A 21,176-nucleotide genomic window follows, 5' to 3' on the forward strand; every position below is an offset into this window, starting at 1 on the left:
ATCGATGGAATCCAGAAGTTAATTACCCCTGCATGAGCTCCATGATTCGCTCAAAGTCATCGCGGTCACCGAACTCCACCACGATCTTGCCTTTGCGCTTGCCCATGGTCACGGACACCTTGGTATCCCACACATCCGCCAAGCGCTCAGCGGCGGTCTGGAGGTACTCCGGCTGCGGCGTCGGGGTGCGCTTCGGCTTCTCCGGGACTTGGCCGTTGTTATTGATCAGGGTCACGGCTTCTTCGGTTGCGCGAACCGACAAGCCCTCGGCCACAATGCGCTCGGCGAGGGTGTCTTGGGCGTTCGTTGTGGCGTCGCCAAGCTTGATGCCCAAAAGCGCACGGGCGTGGCCGGCGGACAGCACACCGGCTGCTACGCGGCGCTGCACCGCAACCGGCAACCCCAGCAGACGAATCGCATTGGTCACGGCCGGGCGCGAGCGGCCAAGCTTGTCAGCCAGCTGCTCCTGGGTCACGCCGAACTCCTGCAAAAGCTGCTGGTAGGCGGCCGCTTCTTCCAGCGGGTTGAGCTGGACGCGGTGGATGTTCTCCAGCAGGGCGTCGCGAAGCATGTCCTCATCGGAGGTCTCGCGCACGATCGCCGGGATGTGCTTGAAGCCCGCCTTGGAGGCCGCGCGCCAACGGCGCTCACCCATGATGAGCTCGAAGCCCTCGCGCGTATCGCGCACCACGATCGGCTGCAGCAAGCCGAACTCGCGGATGGAGTGGACCAGCTCCGCCAGGTCGTCCTCATCGAAGACCTGGCGCGGCTGCTTCGGGTTCGGGATGATCTGGCCAAGCGGGATCTCCTGGTAGCGCGCACCACCGACCGGCATCGGGGAAAGCGCGTTCTCCGCGCTCGCCGCCACCGTCGGCGCACCCTTCACACCAACCTTCGGGGCGCCCTTCGGACGCTTCGGCTTCCCGGTCGGCTCTACAGCCGGTTTCCCAGCGGCCTGAGCAGGCTTTTCCTCGGCTGGTTTCGCCTTGCCAAAGATGATGTCGGAGGCCCCGCCACCAATGCCGCCGGTCTTGCCGGACTTGTCCATCTGCGCCGGGGCCGAGGGGATCAACGCACCCAGGCCGCGGCCAAGGCCGCCTTTGCGTTCCTGTGCCATTGTTTAGTCCTCCTCGATCTCGTAACTCGTATCTGCATCCAGCTGGGCATATACCTCCGGGCTCACGCCGATCGGCCCAGTAGTGGGGTGTGGTGTGTAGTCGCCGCGGTTGTGCAGCTCCTTCGCAGCATCAATGTAGGCCAACGCGCCGCGGGAAGTCGGGTCGTATTCCACAACCGTCTGGCCAAAGCCAGGCGCCTCTGACACCTTCACGGAGCGCGGGATCATGTTACGCAGCACCACCTCGCCAAACTGGTTGCGCACTTCCTCCGCAACGTCGGCGGCAAGCTTCGTGCGTGCGTCGTACATAGTCAGCAGCACAGCCGCAATGTGCAGGTTCTGATTTAGGTGTTCACGGATCATGCCGATGTTGTTCAGCAGCTGGCCTACGCCCTCAAGCGCGTAGTACTCGCACTGAATCGGGATCATCACCTCATCCACCGCGGTCATCGCGTTGATGGTGAGCAGGCCCAAAGACGGCGGGCAGTCGATGAAGACGTAGTCGAATCCGTGTGATTCGAGGAAGCCGCGCCTCAATGCGTCGTAAAGCCGGTACTCCCTGCGTACCATGCTGACCAGTTCAATTTCCGCACCCGCCAGGTCAATGGTTGCGGGGATGCAGAACAGGTTCGGGTTGTCCGGGTTCGGTTGCATCGCCTCATCTGGCGTTGCGTGGCCGATCAGGATTTCGTAGGAGGACAGGGTGCCGGAGGTATGCTCCGCGCCAAGCGCCGTCGAGGCATTGCCCTGCGGATCCAGATCCACCACCAGCACCTTGTGCCCCTGCTTAGCCAGAGCGGCAGCAATGTTGACACTTGTGGTGGTTTTACCCACACCACCCTTTTGGTTTGCAACCGTAAATAAGCGCACGTTGCTCATCGGCCTACCTCCGCACAATCCTGATCAACGTGGTGGGCTCTGCAAGCGCCGCACCCACAGTGAAAATCTCCGCATTCCCGCCGCCGGCTTTGGTCACTTCCTTACGGTCGCGTTCGAGCTCTTCGCTTACAGACGCCCCCTTCAACGCCACCATCTGCCCCCCAGGTTTCACCAACGGCAAGGACCACCCAGCGAGCTTGCCTAGCGGCGCCACGGCACGGGAGGTTACTGCGTCGAACTGGCCTTTCTTCTGCTCCTCAGCACGCCCGCGGACAACCGTGACGTTATCCAGCTTCAGCGCCTCTTTGACCTCGCCCAGGTACACCGAGCGCTTCAGCAGCGGCTCAATCAACGTGATCTGCAAGTCAGGGCGGGCAATGGCAAGCGGGATGCCCGGCAGGCCAGCACCGGAACCGATATCCGCTACGTTGAGATTCTGCTCGAATGCCTCACCGACCACAGCACAGTTAAGAATGTGGCGATCCCACAGACGGTCCACTTCTTTCGGGCCGATGAACCCACGCTCAGCGGCGGTTGTTGCCAGCGAATCGTGGTACGCCACCGCAAGGTCTAAGCGGTCTCCAAAGATCTCTCTGGCTTGATCGGGCAACTGATCTGACACGGCTGTGTACTCCTTGCTCAGGTGGGCGTTCTGCTGTGGCCTGCAGTGGCCTGCTGTGACCTGCAGTGGCGCAGTGTTGTTCCCTAGATGTTAGTCAACGCCGACACACACCATACAGCCACTTCCATATCCGCAGGTAGGCACCAAAAAACCGGCAACCCCGATCCGAAGGACCGAAGAGGCCGGTATGTGGTGTGAAACTAGCGGCTTACTTACCCTGCTTGCGCTGCTTCTTGGTGCGCTTATCCACAGTGCGTGCACCAACCACGGGTGCAGACGCACGCTTTGCCTCACGCTTTGCTGCTTCTTCTGCTTCCTCTTCCTTATCCATCTTGTCGTAGACAATGCGGGTCTGGAAGAAGGTCCACACGTTGTTGGCCAGCATGTAGAACAGCAGGCCAACGTGCCACAGGAAGCCGGACGCCAGAATCATGATCGGCATGATCCACAGCATCATGTTGTTCATCATGCCCATCTGGGATTCCATCATCTTCGCAGTATCACCAGTCGGTGCGGCAACCTTGCCAGCTGCACGACGCTCATTCTGACGGTTGATGGAAATACGAGCGTTGAAGTGCACGAACACTGCGGAGATGATCACCAGCGGCAAGCAGACCGCAATGATGTGGGTTCGCGTCAGGTCAACGCCGGTAAACGCCTCGAACGCGGCTTCCGGCATAGACATGTAGGCCGACAGCGGTACGCCGAAGAAGTTGGCGTCCAGGAAGGACTGCACGTCTTCCGCTGGGAAGGCGTAGTTGGCGGTCTCACGGTTTACCTCAACGCTCAGCGGGTCGTTCGGACGCGCGGTGCGGTTAAAGGAGCGCAGCACGTGGAACAGGCCAAGGAAGATTGGCATCTGTACCAGCGGCACGATGCAGGAGGCCAATGGGTTGACGCCCATTTCCTTTTGCAGCTTGCGCATTTCTTCGGCCATTTTTGTCTGGTCGTTTTTGTACTTCTCGCGGACTTCCTGCATCCGCGGCTGTACTTCTTGCATCTTGCGCATGGAGCGCATCTGGTTGACCATGGGCTTAACCAGGAAGATGCGCACCGTAAAGGTCAAAAGCACAATGGCCAGGATCCAGGAGATGCCGGAATCTTTGGGCAGGACAAAGCCGAGGGCTTCGTGCCAGAACCGCAGCACCCACGAGATTGGCCAGTAAATAAAGTTCAGCACTGTTCGGTGTTTCTCCTCGTTGTCTTTTCCGCTTCGCCCGCGCTGCCGGGTACCGGGTCGTATCCCCCGGGGTGCCACGGGCCGCACTTACACACTCGTGCCGCTGCCATCGCGCCACCTCGCACAGCTCCGTGACGTGATACGGCCTCAAGCGCATACGCGCTGCATACAGGCATAAAGCGACAAGTGCCACCCATCTTAAGGGGCGAGAGGTATTTTTGGTAACCACGCACCGCGCCCACCATGGCTTTTGCTAGGGGCCCTTTGGCTTGGGGGATTTCCTCGCCCAGGAAGTTGAAGTACGGCATTTAGCGCTTCTTCAACGCCCTGGCCAGCGCGGATGCAAACTCCCGAGCCAACTCTTCGCTGGTTGCGGTTGCTGCCGGTGGTAGTGCTCGCACCACTACATCGTGATAGGGCTTAAGCTTATCGACGCCCCCCGCAAGCACCACAGCCCTCAACCTCCGGGACACCGCATGCCTTATTACAGCGTTGCCGACTTGTTTGCTCACAACCAGCCCGAAGCGGGGCCCGCCGCGTACAACAAGATCTTCGCGGGCGTAAACATGCACCACTAATGTGCGAGACCCCGCGCGCACTCCTCGACGCATCGTCTGCTTGAAGTCAGCGGACGAGGTCAGTTTGTGCGGGCGGGGTAACACGCGCGTTGGTTATAGGCTTAAGCGCTCTTATGCGCTCAGCTTTGCGCGGCCCTTCTTGCGGCGCGCGGAGATGATGGCGCGGCCGGCACGGGTACGCATGCGAGCACGGAAGCCGTGCTTGCGGGAGCGACGGCGGTTGTTCGGCTGGAAAGTCCGCTTAGACACGGAAATACTCCTTCGGTTGCACGAACGGCCAGCTTGTACTCACGCGGATTCCCCGCGTGTGCACCAGCTCCGGGGCCTGGGCCGTCCGGTGGTGAAACGTTGTAAGTGAGATTGCGGTGCGTGATGTGGATCATCGCGCTCGCATGCACCGTCCCGGGAAGGTGCTCTCCAAAAGTCACTGATGTGACAGACCATGTCAGGGTACGTGATTGAAAGGCGTTGCTACAAATCGCCGCGCCGCATGTCGGAACCTTTCTTTTGGGTACCCCCGGAATTACAACAGTGTGTTTTTCTGCAGGTGGGAGGGCGAATCGCCGAGCCATCCAGCGCCACAGTAATTGTCTATTCATTTATGTGCAACACACGTGTTCGAGCGCGAAAGTTATCCACAGGGGTACTCACAGGCATTTGTTAGACAGTGCGAGGTCGGACGCGGTAACAATGTTTTATCACCACAAAATCACAGACCCCAATTGTGAAGTCCTGTGGATAACTGTGAAGTTCTAGTTGAGACTTTCGTGAAATTCCGCTAGTTTCTGCAGGTACAAGCGTTGTACACAGAAACTCACAGTTATCCACAGGTAAACACACTCCTGTGGATAACCCCAGTGGATAGAGTTATCCACAGGTGTGTATAACCTTGTGGAACATGAGGTCGCGGGCTTATCTGTCCGGACCTAACTTGTGAATTGCTGTTAATTCTTGTGAGGAGCTGCCGTGGCCGATCAGCAACTCGAGTCACTGTGGCGTGACCTCGTTGCGGAGTTGTTGCAACTTTCTGAGCGTCCCAACTCATCCGTACCCACGCTGACCCACCAACAGCGCGCCTACCTTCAGTTGGTGCGCCCGGAGGTGCTGGTCAACGGCTATGCCGTAGTCACTGCACCGCATGCCGCGGCCAAGTCAGTAGTAGAGGAGTCGCTCGCACCGCACATCACGGCACTGCTGCAGTCGCGTTTGGGAACGCCCTGCACACTTGCGGTAACCATGGCCGCGCCTGAACCGGAACCTGAAATTCCGCCAGTCCAGGAGCAGTGGGCATCCAGCCAAACAGCGCAGACCCCGGTGGGGGAGCAGATACCGATGGGTCTTGATGAGCTTGCGCAGATGCACGCCCAGCAGGTCGCGGCAAGTGGTAGCGCACACCCCGTCGTCCCGCAGCGCATTCCGCGTGAAAAGCCTGCTCACGACCCTGACCGCGAAGCCAGCCTGAACCCGAAGTACACCTTCGAAAACTTTGTTATTGGCTCTTCCAACCGCTTTGCCAATGGTGCAGCGGTGGCCGTCGCAGAGAATCCAGCCCGTGCTTACAACCCACTGTTTATTTGGGGTGGTTCCGGCCTAGGCAAGACCCACTTGCTGCACGCTGCCGGCAACTACGCGCGTGTGCTGCAACCAAACTTGCGCATTAAATATGTGTCATCGGAGGAATTCACCAATGACTACATCAATTCCGTGCGTGATGACCGTCAGGAATCCTTCAAGCGCCGCTACCGCGACCTGGACATTCTGATGGTGGATGACATCCAGTTCCTCGAAGGCAAGGAAGGCACCCAGGAAGAGTTCTTCCACACCTTTAATGCGCTGCACCAGTCCAACAAGCAGATCATTTTGTCCTCTGACCGGCCGCCGCGTCAGCTGACCACGCTTGAAGACCGCCTACGTACCCGCTTCGAAGGCGGCCTCATCACCGATATTCAGCCGCCAGACCTGGAAACCCGCATCGCGATTCTGCTAAAAAAGGCAGCTGCGGACGGCACGCACGTCAGTCACGACGTCCTCGAACTCATTGCCACGCAGTTCCAAAGCTCCATCCGCGAGCTCGAAGGCGCCCTAATCCGCGTCTCTGCGTACTCTTCGCTGATCAATGAGCCAATCACCATGGAAGTTGCCCAGGTTGCGCTTCGGGACATTCTTCCCGACGAAAGCGATATCCACATCACCGCCACCGCCATCAAAGAGGCCGCGGCGGAGTACTTCAGCGTGGCCGTCGACCAACTCACTGGCGCCGGAAAGACCAGGCAGGTGGCCCACGCGCGCCAGATTGCCATGTATCTGTGCCGCGAGCTGACCGAGCTTTCGCTGCCCAAGATTGGCGACGAGTTCGGCGGCAAAGACCACACCACCGTCATGTACGCGGACCGCAAGATCCGCAAGGAGATGACAGAAAACCGTGAGACTTACGACGAAATCCAAGAGCTCACCCAGATTGTGAAGAACCGCGCCCGCGGCGCCTAACGCACTCGCCCTGCCCGCCCGGCCTGCCCGCCTTCCTTCCGGGCTCACCCGAGCCGCGACCTGGTCTTTTGTCATTATCGTCTAGCACTCAGCACCGGCCGCTAGACGACAACGCAAAATCCGCCAAATGTCTCCACATTCGACCTGGGGGAATGGAGGCCAGTTTTCAATGTCGTCTAGCAGGGTTTCGCTGCCTGCTAGACGACATTTCTCATGTCCAGTCACTCTTTGGACACGGGCTCATTGGACACGGAGCCCACCAGGCCCCGAACCTGGCAATTACCTGACAGCCAATGCAACTATCCCCGGTTTGGCAACATGCTGCCGCAATTACAAAAAGGTCCCCCACTGGTCGAGAGGCACGCAAAGCCACAAGCACGCCAGGCTGAAGTTCAGCCCTGTGAACTGCATAAACACCAACATTTCACAGTTATCCACAGACTTATCCACATCTGTGTAATTACGCTTGTGCAATTCCCGACCGGAGGAGTGATGGCGATACGCCAGCGAGACCCGGCAACAACACCGCCAGCCCCGCTCACCCCCTGGGGACAAACAACACATTCTTGTGAGTAATCGGTGGACAACTCGCAGGCGAAATGTGGATGGAATTCCATGGCTGAAATCTATCCACAGCGCGCAGCCGTTCATCCACACGTTGTCCACACGCCACTCACACCCTTCAAGCGTATGATGAGCTGCGCAAACAACACGTTATCCACAGATTGCACAGGACTTACTGTTCTTACCAACTCTTTTACTTGTAATTCATTAGGAGAAACAGGGGCTGTGCACAGTTCGTCGGCAAGCGAGCGAATTACAAAACTTCTGGGACCCCTCGCGTGAGATTTGTGCCGTGGTTGCCTAGAGTGAAAACGGTAATTCCAAGAATCTTGTTTAAAGGGGGCCAGCGCGCGCCATGGTTGAGAGCTCAGTGTCATTCCGTGTTCAGAAGGAAGATCTTTCTGAGGCTGCCTCGTGGGTTGCGCGCTCCCTGCCTACGAAAAACACTCAGCCGGTGCTTCGCGCTGTTGTGATTACGGCTGATGATCACGGTTTGGAGTTTGCGGGATTTGACTATGAGGTTTCCAGCAAGGTTCGCATTAACGCCGATATTGATCAGCCGGGTCGTGTAGCGGTGGCGGGTAAGTTGTTGGCGGATATCGTCGCAAATATGCCCTCTGGCCCGGTGGAGGTTTCCACTAACGGCAACAAGCTGCAGCTCAAGGGTGGTTCGGCAAGGTTTGAGCTGCCATTGATGGGGTTGGATGATTACCCGCAGCTGCCGAGCTTGCCGGAGGTCACGGGCAAGATTTCGCCAGCCGCCCTGACCGCGGCAGTGACTCAGGTGGCGTCTGCTGCTGGTCGTGATGACACGCTTCCAATGCTTACCGGTATCCACATGGAGGTAAACGGCACGCATCTGAAGCTGACGGCTACGGACCGTTTCCGTTTGGCGTTGCGTTCCTTGGAGTGGGAGCCGACCTCACCAAACGTTGAGGCGAAGCTGCTGATCCCGGCGAAGACGCTGCTGGATAACGCCCGCACGCTGGATACGCATATTGAAGAGCCGGTGGAGATCGCCGTCGGCGGTGCGGACAATGTTGGTGCGGACGGCCTGTTTGGTCTGCACGTGAGCAACCGCGAAACCACCACGCGCATGCTGGATGCGGACTTCCCGAATGTGGCGCCGCTGCTTCCGAAGACGCACACGTCCATTGCCACGGTGGAGATTTCGCCGCTGATGGAATCCATTCGTCGTGTGTCGCTGGTGGCGGACCGTAATGCGCAGATCCGCCTGCACTTTAAGCAGGGCGAGCTCACGCTGTACGCGTCTGGTGCGGATTCCGGTGAGGCGTCTGAGACCATCCCGGCTGCGTTCACTGGTGAAGATGAGCTGCTTATCGCCTTTAACGCTGGTTACCTGCGTGATGGCCTTGGCGTGATTGGCACGGATCGTGTGATGTTTGGCTTCACGGAGTCTTCGCGCCCAGCGATTATGGTGCCGGAGCCGGAGGAGCTTCCGGAGGCGAATGCGGACGGCACGTTCCCCACCCCGGATACTTACTTCACGTACCTGCTGATGCCGGTGCGTCTGCCGGGTTAAGCCAGGTTAAGTGCCGGATTAAGTGTTTGTCTCTGAGCTGGATCTGCGGGATTTCCGCTCGTGGCCGGAGTTGCATCTGGACCTTGAGCCGGGGGTGACGGTCTTTGCTGGCCGCAATGGGCATGGCAAGACCAACATCGTTGAGGCGGTGTATTACACCTCGCACCTGGGCAGCCACAGGGTGTCTACGGACACGCCGCTGATTCGCACTGGTCAGGACAACGCTCGCGTGTCCGCAACCACGATTAATAATGACCGCGCGCTGACCACCCACCTGCTGATTAAGGCCGCGGGTGCGAACCAGGCGCAGATCAACCGCACGCGTCTGAAAAGTCCGCGCGAGGTTTTGGGCGTGTTGCGTACGGTGCTGTTTTCCCCGGAGGACCTGCGGCTTGTGGTTGGTGAGCCGGCGGAGCGCCGCCGCTTTCTAGACGAACTCCTGTCGCTTCGCACGCCACGGATTGGCGGGGTGCGGGCGGATTATGACCGGGTGCTGCGCCAGCGAAACGCCCTTTTGCGCACCTCAAACATGGTGTTGCGCCGCGGCTACCAGGATGAATCGGGTGCGGCGGCATTGTCCACGCTCGATGTGTGGGACGCCCAGCTTGCAAGTTTGGGAAGCCAGTTGATCACCGCGCGCCTTTTGCTTATCGACGCCATAGCGCCCCTCATCACCTCCGCCTACGCCAGCGTGGCGCCGGAGTCGCGCCCCGCAAGCGTGCGCTACAAATCCACCGTTGGCTTGGGCGAAGGCTTAGGCGAAGAGCGTGATCCGGCAACGTTTGAGGCGGCGCTCCTGGCAGAGTTGGGCCGGCGCAGGAAAGAGGAAATTGACCGGGGCACCACGTTGGTGGGTCCGCACCGCGATGACCTGGTGCTCATGCTTGGTAACACACCGGCGAAGGGTTACGCCTCCCACGGCGAAACGTGGTCGTACGCACTGTCGCTGCATTTGGCGGAGTACCAGTTGCTCTCTGAGCAGGGATCGGCACCCGTGCTGATCTTGGACGATGTATTTGCGGAGCTGGATGCCAGAAGACGCGAGCGTTTAGTCCACGTTGCCGAAGAAGCAGAGCAAGTGCTGATCACGGCGGCGGTAGGCGATGACTTGCCCGCTAACCTGCACGATGCCGTGGCCGCGCGCTACACGGTGACCATGGATAACGGGGTGAGCACAATTGCAGGATCTGGTTAAAACCACGTTTCTTCTCACCCGCGAGATGGCGCGCAAGCGCGGCGGGCGCGTTCCGGATCTTTCGCGCCAAGGCACACTGCCGGTGCCGACGCGAAGCGCTGCAGCACTTGGCGCCCCAACCACTGAAGCGCTGGTGCCGGGGTTGGAGGTTGGGGGGTTCGACGGGGCGTCGATAAGCAAGAAAGGCCCCGGGCGACCAACCGGGCTGGATGGGCGAGCGATTCCGCGCCGCATGCGGGTGAGCTCCTTTAACTCGCTGGTGGGACGGGAGATTAAGCGCCGCGAGTGGAGCGAAAACATGGCCTACGGCTGGGTCATGGGCAACTGGGAAACCCTGGTGGGTGCGAAAATCGCGCAGCACACCACCGTGCACATGATTAAGGACGGTGAGGTGCACATCGAATGCGACACCACCGCCTGGGCCACGCAGCTGAAATACATGCAATCCACCGTGCTGCGGCTCATTGCGGACAAGGTGGGGCCGGAAGTGGTGACCAAACTGCACATTTACGGGCCGAAGACGCCGTCCTGGCGCAAGGGTCCGCTCCATGTGAAAGGCCGCGGGCCGCGCGACACTTACGGATAAGCGCACAAAACGCCCTCTAACGGATTCGAGTGCTGCCTAGGCATGGCCCCACAAGCGTGTAAGATACAAGGGGTTAAACGCGCCTATGGGCGCTTGTGAAGAATAAAAGAGGAGAGTCCCTTTCCGTGGCTGAACAAGTACCGCATTATGACGCCTCATCGATCACCATCCTGGAGGGCCTGGAGGCCGTCCGTAAACGTCCCGGCATGTACATCGGTTCCACCGGTGCGCGCGGCCTGCACCACCTGGTGTGGGAGGTTGTGGACAACTCTGTAGATGAGGCGATGGCGGGGTATGCGGATCGCGTCGATGTCACCCTGCTTGAAGACGGTGGAGTGCAGGTCGTAGACAACGGCCGCGGCATCCCGGTGGAGATGCATCCGTCGGGCGCACCAACTATCCAGGTTGTTATGACCCAGCTGCACGCCGGCGGCAAGTTTGACTCGGAGTCTTACGCCGTTTCCGGTGGTCTGCACGGCGTGGGTATTTCTGTGGTCAACGCCTTGTCCACCCGTGTTGAGGCGGACATTAAGCGCGACGGCAAGCACTGGATTCAGAAGTTCGAGGCTGCCAAGCCCGAGCCGCTGGTTGAGGGCGGCAACGCTCGCGGCACCGGCACCACCATCCGTTTCTGGCCGGACCCGGAGATCTTTGAAACGGTTGAGTTCAACTACGACACCATTGCTCGCCGCCTGCAGGAGATGGCTTTCCTGAACAAGGGCCTGACCATCACCCTGAAGGATGAGCGCGTCACCGAGGAGGAGCTGGAGCTTGAGGCAATCGCCGAAGAGGGCGATACCGCAGCGCTGATTGGTGGCGACTCCTTTGATGATGACACCGTGGTTGAGGCCGCGGCTGAGGTTGATCAGGATGGCGATGGTGACCCGGTTGAGGCTGGTGACGAGGTTGCGCCGAACGTTAAGCGCAAGCGCGAGAAGAAGGTCACCTACCACTACCCAGAGGGGTTGATTGATTACGTCAACTACCTGAACAAGAACAAGACCGAGATCCACCCGACGATTGTTGGTTTTGATCAAAAGGGCGACGGCCTTGAGGCCGAGGTGGCCATGCAGTGGAACAGCTCCTACAAGGAGTCCGTCCACACCTTTGCCAACACCATCAACACGCATGAAGGCGGCACCCACGAGGAGGGCTTCCGCGCCGCGCTGACCACGTTGATGAACCGCTACGCGCGTGACCACAAGCTGCTCAAGGACAAAGAGCCCAATTTGACTGGCGACGATTGCCGTGAAGGCCTCGCCGCCGTCGTCTCCGTCCGAGTGGCGGACCCACAGTTTGAGGGCCAAACCAAGACCAAGCTGGGTAACACCGAGGTCAAGGGCTTTGTTCAGCGTGCGGTGAATGAGAACCTCTCCGACTGGTTCGACGCGAACCCGGCTGAGGCGAAGGTCATTGTGAACAAGGCGGTGCAGTCCTCGCAGGCTCGCCAAGCGGCGCGTAAGGCGCGTGACCTGGTTCGCCGTAAGTCCGCGACCGACCTTGGTGGTCTGCCGGGCAAGCTGGCTGACTGCCGTTCGAAGGACCCGAAGCAGTCCGAGCTGTTCATTGTGGAGGGTGACTCCGCAGGCGGCTCCGCAAAGGGCGGCCGTGACTCCATGCACCAGGCAATTCTGCCGCTGCGCGGCAAGATCCTGAACGTGGAGAAGGCCCGCATGGACCGCGTTTTGAAGAACGCCGAGGTCCAGGCCATCATCACTGCCTTGGGCACCGGTATTCACGACGAGTTTGATATTTCCAAGCTGCGCTACCACAAGATCGTGCTCATGGCCGATGCTGACGTGGACGGCCAGCACATTGCCACCCTGCTTCTGACCCTGCTGTTCCGCTTCATGCCGGAGCTGATTGAGCAGGGCCACGTGTACCTGGCTAACCCGCCGTTGTACAAGCTGAAGTGGGCAAAGAGCGAGCCCGGCTACGCCTTCTCCGACCGTGAGCGTGATGAAATGCTGGCTGCTGGCCTTGAGGCTGGCCGCAAGATCAACACGGACGACGGCATCCAGCGCTACAAGGGTCTGGGCGAGATGAACGCCAAGGAGCTTTGGGAGACCACCCTGGACCCAGAGACCCGCATCCTGCGCCGCGTTGAGCTTGAAGACGCACAGCGTGCAGACGAGCTGTTCTCCATCCTCATGGGTGACGACGTAGCAGCACGCCGCAGCTTCATCACCCGCAAGGCGAAGGACGTCCGCTTCCTGGACGTGTAGGTCGCCGGCCCGGGTTTTGGGCGGGGTGTGTTTGTGTGAGGCACGGTACGCTGTGCCGCATGAGCAATTCACGGCCACTGGTTGTCATTTTCCCTGGTATGGGGATGGAGGCGCGCTACTACCGCCCCATCGCCGAGGCGCTGACCGAGGCTGGTTTTCCCACGACGGTTGGTGAGCTTCGCGGCCAGGGTGAAAGCCCCCACGTTGCTTCTAGGAGCAATCAGTGGGGGTATCACCATGTTGCGGCAGAGGACTACCCAGCGACGATCAGCAACGCCAAGCAGGAACATGGGCTTGATGAGAATCACCCGGTGATCCTTTTGACGCACTCGATGGGCGGGCAGGTTGGCACGCTGTTCATGGCGCGACCGGAAGCGTCTGCGTTGAATGTGATTGGCATGCTGGGTGTGGGCGCCGGCAACCCCTGGCACAAGGCGTTTCCGCTTCGAGACCAATTCAAGTTCGGCATTGGCATCCAACTGATTTGGCTGGTAAGCCAAGTGTTGGGCTATTGGCCGGGTGACAAGATTTCAATTGGCGGCACGTGGGGACGCCACCCGCGCACCTACATCAATGAGTGGGCGCGGATGAACCGCAGCGGCAAGCGCGGCAAGCTTGCGGGTGCGGACATTGATTACGACGCCGCAATGCAGCGCATCACCGTCCCCGTCGTACTCACGCGATTTAAGAACGACCGGGACTGCACGTATGCCTCCGCGCAGTCCCTAGTCGATCAGGTTGCCGGCGCGACCGTTGAAGAACTCGACGGTGGATTGGGCCACAACAGGTGGGCCCGCGAGCCGGAGATTATTGTTGGCCGGGTGCTGGAATTTGCCCAGGAGCTGCAATAGCTGGGTGTTCTGGGCTGTTTGGTGTTAGTTAGCGCTACTTTGCGTAGCGCTCGATGATGTTGCCCAGTTCAGGCAGTGCCGGCGCCACGATCTTGCCAACCTTGCCGCGTAGCGTGGAGTACACCTTCTGAATGGCACTGGGCATTTCGCCGGTTGCGCCGTCGGCGGCGTTGAGGATCTTCTCTACCACTTCGTTTTCGTTGTCGGAAAGGAATGCGCCGAAGGAGCCGGAGCCCTCAGTCTGGAAGCGCTCAAACAGCGGCTGCAGCTCAGAAACAACCTGCGGCAGGTAGCGATTCACACCCTTCGGGACGGCATCCGCGTCAGCCTTCTTACCAGCAGCAACGGCGGACTTTAGCGCCATGCCGGTGAGGCCGGATTGGTTGGCCACGGTGGTGTCTACAAGCTCGGCGATCTCGGCGACAACCTTAGAGCGGTTGGCCTCAGTAAGAAGGTTGTTCAAGTCAGTCATGAGGAAAAGCTTAGCGGCCCGCGCTCGGTTGAGCGGGGCCGCTGCCAGGTGTCGTAGTTCTTCCACCACAGCACCCTGTTACCTACAAGTCACTGTAACCACAACGGCAACAACAGTAACATGCGTAACACCGTGGGAGCAACTGGGAGTCCCCTGAATGTTGTGAATGTTGACTTGGGTCAAATTAGTGCCGAAATTGAGGCGGCAGTTACCGTGCCTGGCTGGTGCGCTGACAAAGTTGATCACGCTATTTTGGCGAAAAGCCTCTGACCTGGGCGTTTAAAAATTTAGGGTGCGTCGGGATGTCGCATTTGTCAGTGGGCCCGAGGGGATCCTGACAAATTTGACGACGCAGTTTGCGTTTGCCCAGGTCGTGGTCCGGTCAGCAAGGGCCCGCTGCATGATTTGTCAGGAATAACAACGGGGGAGCACCCGGCCCAGCGGGGGAGCCCCAAAAACCAACAGCGCTACGGCATCAGCGGCATCTGAACGTTGCCCTGCAGCTTTTGGGCGAAGGTGATCCACGCGGGGACGTCGAAAATCCGGTTGCCCTCGGAGGAACCCGGTACCCACTCAAGGCCGGCGGCGCGGGCGGCGTCATCAACCGCCTGGCGCAGTGGCGGCACTGCATCCACAACCAGCTGCACGGCCAAGGCAGTCAGGCCAACAGCCAGAGCGATGGAAAGCGGGGCACTGCCGGTATATGCGCTGCCCAGCGGGGTTTTCTTGGGCACTTCGATGGAAGGGTCGTTGGGATCCTTCTCATAGTCAATCTTTGACGAGCCCTTGCTGGAGCCACTCGACAGCTCAAAAATCCCCGCCTGCGCATGCGCCGGGGTGACGCTAACGGCGGAAGCAGACACAGCCAGCACCAGCGCGGCAGTTGCGACCCTCTTCATAAAAACACCTCATGGTTCAAGGCAGAACGAAAAACCGATGGTTCACACTGTAGGCGGTGAACCACCGGTTTGGGGTGTTAGGCAGCGGCTAGAAACGGAAGTTCTGCAGCATCGGCAGCGCGGCAATCGCACCGCCGATGGCAACCAGGATGGTTACCAAAATGCCCACGATCAGGCCAACGTTGTTCTCCGAAGAACCGGAGGAGCCATCCTGCGAGGGCCTCTCGCTTGGCGACGTCGGCGGGGTTGGCTCGGACGTCGGCGGGGTTGGTTCAGGCGTTGGTGGGGTTGGTTCAGGCGTTGGTGGGGTTGGTTCAGACGGTTCGGACGGTTTAGTCGGGTCAGTCGGCTTGGTGGTGGCCGCTGGCTTGATAGTCAGCTTGAACGACACCTTCTTGGAAGTACCGTCCGTGTAGCGCACCGTCACGGGGATCTCCGCGGTGCCAGCGCTGGTACCTGCAGCAACGCTGATGGTTACCTCGCCGGTTGCCTCGTCAGTGCTGATCTTCAGCCCGTCCTTGTCTTGGTTCGGGCCAACGAACTTGGTGCCCGCCGGCGCCGCGGGCGTGACAGTCGGCTTGACCTTGGTGGATTTGCCGGCGGTTACGGTGGTGGCGGGGTAGGAGACCTCGTGGGCGTCGGCAAGCTTCTTGGAAGGCTCTGCGGTTGTGAACTTCACCGGGTAGGCGTTGTTGGTGCCGTCTGGGAAGGTGGCGAGGACGAACGCGGTGCCGCTCAGCCCGGCGGAGGAGTTCGGGGCGGCCTTGATGGTCGCTTCACCGGTGGTTTCGTTGACGTTGAAGGTCCAGCCGTCCGGCAGCTTGCTGTGGGAAGCGAACTTGGTGCCCTCCGGCCACTGACCCGTGGGTGTGGAGGTGCCAGCCTTATCCGCCGGGGTGGTGATGTCCGGGTAAGTCACCTTGGCCTGCTGGCTTTGCCACTGGCCGTCCTTGGTCACCTTGAACGGGACTGCCTTGGTGGTGTGGGAGGCATCCGGGTAGGTCACTTCCACGGGGACGTTGAAGGCGAAACCGGCCTTGACCGGCGTTTTCGGGGAGACGGTGACGTTGCCGTTGGCTGCTACCTCGATGTTGACGTAGTCGCCGAGGTTGCTCAGCAGGTCTTCACGCAGCTTGAACGTGGTGCCGGCCGGGACGTCACCGGAGCGCGTGGCGGTCTTCGCAGCGCCCGCGTTGCCATCCAGCTCAGTGGTATCTGGCCAGGTGGGGGAGTACTTTGCGGTGTCGCGCTCGGTGTGCGGGGTGGTGTTGCCGTCCTTGTCAGAAACCGTGATCTTCAGGTCGGTGTACGCAACGGAAGTGTCCGGGTAGGTCACCTTGATGCGTGCGGTTGCGGTGGAGCCTGCGCCCACCTTGGAACCCGGGGTTACGGTGACGTGGCCCTGGTTATTCACAGACACGTTGAACTGCTCAGGGGCGAATACAACGGAGAACATCGTGCCCTTCGGCAGCGTCTTTGCCTTGTTGGCTGCAACCTTGCTCTCGCCCTCCTTGACCGTCAGCGGGTCGTAGGAAACTGCGTAGTTGGTGGCCTGGTTGTCGCCGCCTTTCACCACGTTGACGGAGGTCTCGTACTCGCCAGCCTTCTCGTACTTCTTCGCTTCAGCGTTGAGCTTGTACACCTGGATGGTGAATTTGACGCCGCCGCCGGGCTCCGCGTTAAGCGGAGCCTTGACGGTGACCTCACCTGTCTTCTCGTTAGTGGTGAAGGTGTAGCCCAGGCCGTCGGCAGGGCCGACAAAGCGGTACGTGTCCGCGTCAGGTGCGGCCTTCGAAGGCGTGACCTTCGCCTCACCACCTGCGGTGATGTCCTTTTCTGGCCAGGTGAAGCCCTCTACCGCCGCGCTGCTTGCAGATGCCGCGGTGATCGCAGCGAACGGCTGCACGTTGTCTTGGGCGTTGGAGGTTGGAACGGCCAGACCAGCGCCGATCAGGGCGGTGGTGGTGGCCAGGGCGATGACATGCTTATTCAGCTTCATTACTGTGTACTTTCAGGATTTTCAGGGTGGTTCCAGCCCAGTGTAAGACGCTGCGCCCAAATTGTCAGCCGACTTCGTTGGCCCAGCGCAGGTACACATCGCGTGCAACATCTGCAAACGCTGGGTTGTGGGAGGTCAGTGGGGAGAGGTTGCGTATGGCGTCGGCAAGCAAAAAGGCCCCTTCCTGCGGTGATTGGCACACAGGCACGCCGTGCAGGCGGGCGCCGGGGATGGCGGCGCAGGCGGCGATTGCTGCAAATGAGCGGATTTGCACCTTATATATAGGACAGAATTCGTCTGCGATGGCCAGGAGCTGCTCGCCTGTGAAGCTTCTCATGCGCGGGCCTGGCGGATGCGGGATTCGGTGGCGCGGTACTCCGGGATTATGTCGCGGGCGAGTGCCTGGACGGCCGCCGTGTCCAACATGCGGGTGGCGGCGGTGACCACGGCGCGGCGGGCGGCTTCCTGTTTGGAACAGCCCCACGCGGAGGCTAACAGAACGAGGGCTTTGTCTTCTTCTGTGGTGAGTCGCAACGTCATAGCCATACCAAAGTGATACCACGCCGCACCAGCTCAAGGCCTAGGAAGGGGGCTAGAATGGCGCCTATGGCAGATGACACTTTGAGTGGTGACGGTTTCGACCGCATCCAACCCATTGATATCAACGAGGAGATGCAGACCAGCTACATCGATTACGCCATGAGCGTGATCGTGGGCCGTGCACTCCCCGAGGTGCGCGACGGTATGAAGCCGGTGCACCGCCGCGTGATCTACGCGATGTATGACGCGGGTTTCCGCCCCGAGCGCTCTTACGTCAAGAGTGTGAAGGCCGTCGGCGAGACGATGAGTAATTACCACCCGCACGGCGACATCGCCATCTACGACACCCTGGTGCGCATGGCTCAGCCGTGGGCGATGCGGTACCCGCTGGTAGACGGTCAGGGCAACTTCGGCTCCCCGGGTAATGACGGCCCGGCCGCCATGCGTTACACGGAGTGCAAGCTCACCCCGATTGCGATGGAGATGGTGCGTGACATTCGCGAAAACTCCGTGGATTTCGCGCCCAACTTCGACTCGAAGACGCAGGAGCCCACGGTGCTTCCAAGCCGTGTGCCGAACCTGCTGATGAACGGCTCCAACGGTATTGCCGTGGGTATGGCCACCAACATCCCGCCGCACAACTTGAACGAGTTGGCGGAGGCGATCTACTGGATCCTGGACAACCACGACGCAGATGACCAGACCACCCTGGACGCGGTTATGGAGCGCGTGAAGGGCCCGGATTTCCCAACCGCCGGCCTGATCGTGGGCGATTCCGGCATCAAGGATGCCTACACCACCGGCCGTGGCTCCATCCGCATGCGCGGTGTCACGGAGATTGAAGAGGTGGGCAAGCGCCAGGTCATCACCATTACGGAGCTTCCGTACCAGGTGAACCCGGATAACTTCATCCAGAGCATTGCCACCCAGATCAACGAAGGCAAGATGGCGGGCATTTCCGCTATTGATGATGAGTCTTCGGACCGCGTCGGCATGCGCATCGTGGTCACGCTGAAGCGTGACGCTGTGCCGCGCGTGGTGCTGAACAATCTGTACAAGCACTCTGCGCTGGAGACGAACTTCTCCGCCAACATGCTTTCCATTGTGGACGGGGTGCCGCGCACGCTGCGCTTGGACCAGATGCTGCGCTTCTACGTGAAGCACCAGATCGAGGTCATTGTCCGCCGTACCCAGTACCGTCTGGACGAAGCTGAGAAGCGCGCCCACATCCTGCGCGGCCTGGTCAAGGCCCTGGACATGCTGGATGAGGTCATTGCGCTCATCCGCGGTTCCCGCACGGTGGATGAAGCTAGGCAGGGGCTCATTTCGCTTCTCGACGTTGACGAGATCCAAGCCAACGAAATCCTCGCAATGCAGCTGCGTCGCCTGGCTGCGTTGGAGCGCCAGAAGATTATCGACGACTTGGCCGAGATCGAGCTGCAGATCGCCGATTACAAGGACATCCTGGCCAAGCCGGAGCGCCAGCGCGCGATTGTGGGCGAGGAGCTCAAGGAGATCGTGGACAAGTACGGCGATGAGCGCCGCACCCAGATCGTTGCCGCAACCGGCGACGTGACGGAGGAGGACCTGATCGCCCGCGAGAACGTGGTGGTGACCATCACGGCCACCGGCTACGCCAAGCGCACGAAGGTGGACGCGTACAAGTCCCAGAAGCGCGGTGGCAAGGGTGTCCGCGGCGCTGAGCTGAAGCAGGACGACGTGGTGAAGAACTTCTTCATCTGCTCCACGCACGACTGGATTCTGTTCTTCACCAACTTCGGCCGCGTGTACCGCCTGAAGGCGTACGAGCTGCCGGAGGCCGGCCGCACTGCACGTGGCCAGCACGTGGCTAACCTGCTGGAGTTCCAGCCGGAGGAGAAGATCGCACAGATCATCCAGATCCAGTCCTACGAGGATGCGCCGTACCTGGTGCTTGCTACTCGCGACGGCCGCGTGAAGAAGTCCCGCCTCTCCGACTACGAGTCCGCGCGTTCCGCAGGCCTGATTGCCATCAACCTGAACGAGGGCGATGCCCTCATCGGCGCCGTACTTGCCGGTGAGGACGATGACCTGCTGCTGGTCTCCGAACAGGGACAGGCCATCCGCTTTACTGCCGACGATGAGCAGCTACGCCCAATGGGCCGCGCCACCGCAGGCGTGAAGGGCATGCGATTCCGTGGGGACGACCAGCTGCTGTCCATGGCCGTGGCCAAGGACGGCGAATTCCTGCTGGTTGCCACCTCCGGCGGCTACGGCAAGCGCACCGCGATTGAGGAGTACAACACCCAGGGCCGCGGTGGCATGGGTGTGATGACGTTCAAGTACACCCCGAAGCGCGGCAAACTCATCGGCGCGCTGGCTGTGGAGGAGGAAGACCAGATCTTCGCCATCACCTCCGCCGGCGGCGTGATCCGCACCGAGGTGGACCAGATCCGTCCGTCCTCTCGCGCAACCATGGGCGTGCGCCTGGTGGACCTTGCAGACGGCGTGGAGCTGCTCGCCATCGACCGCAACGTTGAAGACGAAGGCGAAGAGGAAGCAACCGCAGTGGCAACCGGCCAGAAGACGCTGGACGTGGGTGCTGAGGCTCCTGAGGATGGTGCTGAGTCTGGCTCTGGTGCTGGTGCTGAGCCGGGCTCTGAGTCGGGCTCTGAGGCTCCTGAGGGCGAGGAGTAGCCCATGGCTGCACGCAAAGTTGCCATCAAGCACATCGGCGTCGGCTCCGTGTTCAAGGTGGCGACCATCATGTCGCTGGTCGGTTTCGTCGTATGGATGCTCGCGGCCACCCTCATCTACTTCGGCCTCGAGCAGACTGGCGTCATTGACTCCATCAACTCACTGATCGGCGGCGTGGGCGGGGACCAGGTCATTGACATGGCTCTGGTGCTCTCTGGCGCCGCGTTGGTGGGGTTGATTGGTGTGGTGTTCACCGCGGTCATTTCGCCGCTTCTAGCGGTGATTTACAACTCCATTGCAGACATGGTTGGCGGCATTACCTACACAATGTCCAACCGAGTCCGCTAAAGTTGCGTTTAAGCGAGCGTTATAACGTGAGTTATAGCGTGGTTATAAGTCCAAAAAGATAGCCATCTACCTGGCGATTTGGTAGTTATCAAGTTGCTGGGTAATGTTCTATCTCGTTCCACGGGCCTATAGCTCAGTCGGTTAGAGCGCATCGCTGATAACGATGAGGTCGCAAGTTCGATTCTTGCTAGGCCCACCGGGATCCTCTCGAGGAACTCGCAAGGGGCATTAGCTCAGTTGGTAGAGCACCTGCTTTGCAAGCAGGATGTCAGGAGTTCGATTCTCCTATGCTCCACAGTAGGAATAAGGGAAGACCCTCTAGCCGGAAGGTTAGGGGGTCTTCCTTTTGCTGTCTGCACGCTCCGGGTTAAGGGACATTTCGGGGGTTAAGCGACAAAATGTGTGCTTTTCTCGG

The 21,176-nt window shown here is 60.0% G+C and carries 20 protein-coding genes and 2 tRNA genes; 10 read left to right on the top strand and 12 right to left on the bottom strand.

From position 1 onward, the window contains the following. Window positions 1-22 precede the first annotated feature (22 nt). The 7 genes from HMPREF3104_RS02505 to rpmH form a co-directional block, all read right to left on the bottom strand. Window positions 23-1,117 (bottom strand): ParB/RepB/Spo0J family partition protein, encoded by a 1,095-nt coding sequence (locus HMPREF3104_RS02505; protein ID WP_070493995.1) that lies wholly within the window; start codon window positions 1,115-1,117, stop codon window positions 23-25. A gap of 3 nt (window positions 1,118-1,120) precedes the next feature. Then, complete coding sequence (locus tag HMPREF3104_RS02510; RefSeq protein ID WP_070493998.1) at window positions 1,121-1,996, bottom strand: ParA family protein; 876 nt, start codon at window positions 1,994-1,996, stop codon at window positions 1,121-1,123. Window positions 1,997-2,000: 4 nt separating this feature from the next. Next, window positions 2,001-2,618 (bottom strand): 16S rRNA (guanine(527)-N(7))-methyltransferase RsmG, encoded by a 618-nt coding sequence (gene rsmG, locus HMPREF3104_RS02515; RefSeq protein WP_070494001.1) that lies wholly within the window; start codon window positions 2,616-2,618, stop codon window positions 2,001-2,003. Between the two features lie 208 nt (window positions 2,619-2,826). After that, complete coding sequence (gene yidC / locus HMPREF3104_RS02520) at window positions 2,827-3,798, bottom strand: membrane protein insertase YidC (RefSeq protein ID WP_052205678.1); 972 nt, start codon at window positions 3,796-3,798, stop codon at window positions 2,827-2,829. Continuing rightward, window positions 3,792-4,106, bottom strand: coding sequence for a membrane protein insertion efficiency factor YidD (gene yidD, locus HMPREF3104_RS11965; protein ID WP_052205677.1), 315 nt, complete (start codon window positions 4,104-4,106; stop codon window positions 3,792-3,794). The genes yidC and yidD overlap by 7 nt, the downstream gene beginning before the upstream one ends. Beyond that, window positions 4,107-4,460 (bottom strand): ribonuclease P protein component, encoded by a 354-nt coding sequence (gene rnpA / locus HMPREF3104_RS11970; protein ID WP_083278878.1) that lies wholly within the window; start codon window positions 4,458-4,460, stop codon window positions 4,107-4,109. It abuts the gene before it with no gap. Window positions 4,461-4,487: 27 nt separating this feature from the next. Continuing rightward, the gene (gene rpmH / locus HMPREF3104_RS02525) at window positions 4,488-4,631 is read right to left on the bottom strand and encodes a 50S ribosomal protein L34 (RefSeq protein WP_180950584.1); all 144 of its coding nucleotides are present in this window, start codon (window positions 4,629-4,631) and stop codon (window positions 4,488-4,490) included. 711 nt (window positions 4,632-5,342) lie between these two features. Here rpmH and dnaA point away from each other — a divergent pair. From dnaA to HMPREF3104_RS02555, 6 genes are all read left to right on the top strand, one after another. Then, on the top strand, window positions 5,343-6,863 hold the full coding sequence (gene dnaA, locus HMPREF3104_RS02530) for a chromosomal replication initiator protein DnaA (RefSeq protein WP_070494004.1): 1,521 nt from the start codon (window positions 5,343-5,345) through the stop codon (window positions 6,861-6,863). A gap of 919 nt (window positions 6,864-7,782) precedes the next feature. Beyond that, window positions 7,783-8,970 carry a DNA polymerase III subunit beta gene (gene dnaN, locus HMPREF3104_RS02535; protein WP_070494007.1) on the top strand — a complete coding sequence of 396 codons (1,188 nt, stop codon included), beginning with the start codon at window positions 7,783-7,785 and terminating at the stop codon, window positions 8,968-8,970. A gap of 22 nt (window positions 8,971-8,992) precedes the next feature. Beyond that, window positions 8,993-10,165: a DNA replication/repair protein RecF gene (recF, locus tag HMPREF3104_RS02540; protein ID WP_070494010.1), complete on the top strand. Its 1,173-nt coding sequence runs from the start codon at window positions 8,993-8,995 to the stop codon at window positions 10,163-10,165. A gap of 25 nt (window positions 10,166-10,190) precedes the next feature. After that, entirely contained in the window at window positions 10,191-10,751 is a 561-nt protein-coding gene (locus HMPREF3104_RS02545) for a DciA family protein (RefSeq protein WP_070494013.1), read from the top strand. A gap of 125 nt (window positions 10,752-10,876) precedes the next feature. Continuing rightward, entirely contained in the window at window positions 10,877-12,976 is a 2,100-nt protein-coding gene (gene gyrB / locus HMPREF3104_RS02550) for a DNA topoisomerase (ATP-hydrolyzing) subunit B (protein WP_070494016.1), read from the top strand. Between the two features lie 59 nt (window positions 12,977-13,035). Beyond that, window positions 13,036-13,827: an alpha/beta fold hydrolase gene (locus HMPREF3104_RS02555; RefSeq protein WP_083278879.1), complete on the top strand. Its 792-nt coding sequence runs from the start codon at window positions 13,036-13,038 to the stop codon at window positions 13,825-13,827. A gap of 34 nt (window positions 13,828-13,861) precedes the next feature. Here the strand turns inward: HMPREF3104_RS02555 and HMPREF3104_RS02560 are convergent, their stop codons facing one another. From HMPREF3104_RS02560 to HMPREF3104_RS02580, 5 genes are all read right to left on the bottom strand, one after another. Further along, entirely contained in the window at window positions 13,862-14,299 is a 438-nt protein-coding gene (locus HMPREF3104_RS02560) for a DUF6918 family protein (RefSeq protein ID WP_070494041.1), read from the bottom strand. 467 nt (window positions 14,300-14,766) lie between these two features. Continuing rightward, window positions 14,767-15,198, bottom strand: coding sequence for a hypothetical protein (locus HMPREF3104_RS02565; protein ID WP_070494022.1), 432 nt, complete (start codon window positions 15,196-15,198; stop codon window positions 14,767-14,769). A gap of 88 nt (window positions 15,199-15,286) precedes the next feature. After that, window positions 15,287-17,197, bottom strand: coding sequence for a Rib/alpha-like domain-containing protein (locus HMPREF3104_RS02570; RefSeq protein ID WP_070494024.1), 1,911 nt, complete (start codon window positions 17,195-17,197; stop codon window positions 15,287-15,289). A 64-nt stretch (window positions 17,198-17,261) separates the two neighbouring features. Further along, on the bottom strand, window positions 17,262-17,534 hold the full coding sequence (locus tag HMPREF3104_RS02575; RefSeq protein WP_070494027.1) for a hypothetical protein: 273 nt from the start codon (window positions 17,532-17,534) through the stop codon (window positions 17,262-17,264). Further along, the gene (locus HMPREF3104_RS02580) at window positions 17,531-17,743 is read right to left on the bottom strand and encodes a CopG family transcriptional regulator (protein ID WP_070494030.1); all 213 of its coding nucleotides are present in this window, start codon (window positions 17,741-17,743) and stop codon (window positions 17,531-17,533) included. The genes HMPREF3104_RS02575 and HMPREF3104_RS02580 overlap by 4 nt, the downstream gene beginning before the upstream one ends. A gap of 60 nt (window positions 17,744-17,803) precedes the next feature. Here HMPREF3104_RS02580 and gyrA point away from each other — a divergent pair, with 60 nt between their 5' ends. The 4 genes from gyrA to HMPREF3104_RS02600 all read left to right on the top strand — a co-directional run bounded on the left by gyrA (window position 17,804) and on the right by HMPREF3104_RS02600 (window position 21,056). Continuing rightward, window positions 17,804-20,413, top strand: a complete 2,610-nt coding sequence (gene gyrA / locus HMPREF3104_RS02585) for a DNA gyrase subunit A (protein ID WP_083278880.1) — start codon at window positions 17,804-17,806, stop codon at window positions 20,411-20,413. A gap of 3 nt (window positions 20,414-20,416) precedes the next feature. Continuing rightward, window positions 20,417-20,761 (top strand): DUF3566 domain-containing protein, encoded by a 345-nt coding sequence (locus tag HMPREF3104_RS02590; RefSeq protein WP_052205665.1) that lies wholly within the window; start codon window positions 20,417-20,419, stop codon window positions 20,759-20,761. Window positions 20,762-20,883: 122 nt separating this feature from the next. Continuing rightward, window positions 20,884-20,957: transfer RNA gene (locus tag HMPREF3104_RS02595), tRNA-Ile, on the top strand. Between the two features lie 26 nt (window positions 20,958-20,983). After that, window positions 20,984-21,056 (top strand) — tRNA-Ala (locus HMPREF3104_RS02600). Window positions 21,057-21,176: the final 120 nt, after the last annotated feature.

The sequence above is a fragment of the Corynebacterium sp. HMSC30G07 genome (assembly GCF_001806945.1).
GTDB classification, from domain to species: domain Bacteria; phylum Actinomycetota; class Actinomycetes; order Mycobacteriales; family Mycobacteriaceae; genus Corynebacterium; species Corynebacterium riegelii.